Annotated in this window: 1 pseudogene; it reads left to right on the top strand. The window is 40.5% G+C overall.

The features are described from left to right. Positions 1–154: 154 nt before the first annotated feature. Positions 155–1,480: pseudogene (locus L1D51_RS21355) on the top strand (alpha-amylase family glycosyl hydrolase). The last annotated feature ends 116 nt before the right edge of the window (positions 1,481–1,596 follow it).

Here is a 1,596-nt window from a genome sequence, read left to right as displayed (position 1 = left end):
GTGAATACGTATACATTTAATTGTAAATATTAGCTCAGGGTATATATTTAGTCGAAGTGTTGTTTTTTCATGCAACACCTTTATTCGACAACAAGGCCTGATATGAATTCATTGCTAACCAAAAGTTTGCTTATTTTATTAATAAGCCTAACTACTGCATGTACACACTAAAACTTCAAACAGTGCCTATGAGCCCAAATCCTACGTAAAGCTTACTCATCCTGAGTGGTCAAAAAATGCGGTGCTTTATCAATTAAATACGCGCCAATTCACTAAAGAAGGCACCTTTAATGCTGCACAGCTGCAATTGCCACGCTTGAAAGAGTTAGGCGTTGATATTATTTGGCTTATGCCCATAAACCCGATTGGTGAAGAAAACCGAAAAGGCAGTTTAGGTAGCCCTTATTCTGTAAAAGATTACCGTAAAGTAAACCCAGAGTTTGGCACATTAGAAGACCTTAAAGTATTTGTGAACAAAGCCCATGATATGGGGATGTATGTCATTTTAGATTGGGTAGCAAATCACAGTGCTTGGGATAATTGGCTTCGATATGAGCACCCCGATTGGTACGACCGAGACTACAAAGGCCAATTTAGACCGACACCGTGGTGGGATTGGTCTGACATTATCGATTTTAATTATTCAAAACCTGCACTACGTGAGTACATGACAGAGTCGATGAAATATTAGGTAAAAGAAGTCGGTATTGATGGCTATCGCTGTGATGTGGCAGGCTTTGTGCCCGTAGACTTTTGGAGTAACGTCCGTCGTGAACTCGATGAAATAAAACCAGTATAAATGCTGGCAGAATGGGAGTCTCGTGATTTACATGCTGAAGCCTTTGATATGACTTACGCGTGGTCATGGTCTGAACACATGCATAAAATCGTAAATGGCCATGCAGATGTCAGCGCCCTCTTCGTTTATTACTCATGGAACGAAAGTGCATTCCCAGCCGAGGCTTACCGCCTTGTGGGTGTTGCCAACCATGACACAAATGCATGGGAAGGCACCATGTTCGAAAACTATGGCGCTGCACTTGAAGCCGTCATTACATTATCTGTCGTTGGCGAAGGCTTCCCTATGATTTACAACGGCCAAGAAGCAGGTAACGATAAACGCCTCGCTTTTTTCGAACGTGACCCAATCAAATGGAAAAAGCACCCTATTGGTGATTTATACCAATCACTATTTGCACTCAAACATAGTAATGAAGCACTGTGGAATGGCCAATTTGGCGGCCGCATGGTGCATGTACCAAACACCGCACCAAAACAGGTACTTAGCTTTGTTCGTGCAAAAGGCAACGATAAAGTATTTGCAGTATTCAACTTATCGAAAGAGCCACAAACAGTTAACTTTAAAGAGCCATTGTTTTTAGGTAAATACACAGATGCTTTTTCAAAACAGGCAATAGAATTTACTCACACAACAGAACTAACAATTCCAGCATGGGGGTTTAGAGTATTTGTAGAATAACTCGTCCTCTTTAGCTTACTCCCCCCAATAACCAAATTTGATCCCATAACTAAAGCTATGGGATCAAATAATAAATTAATTTACTAACAAGACACCCATATTAATTTCTATTACTT

The sequence above is a fragment of the Pseudoalteromonas shioyasakiensis genome (genome assembly GCF_022398475.1).
In the GTDB taxonomy this organism is placed as follows: domain Bacteria; phylum Pseudomonadota; class Gammaproteobacteria; order Enterobacterales; family Alteromonadaceae; genus Pseudoalteromonas.
The sequence above is the reverse complement of the archived record's forward strand: the minus strand, read 5'-3'. Positions and strand labels throughout refer to the sequence as shown.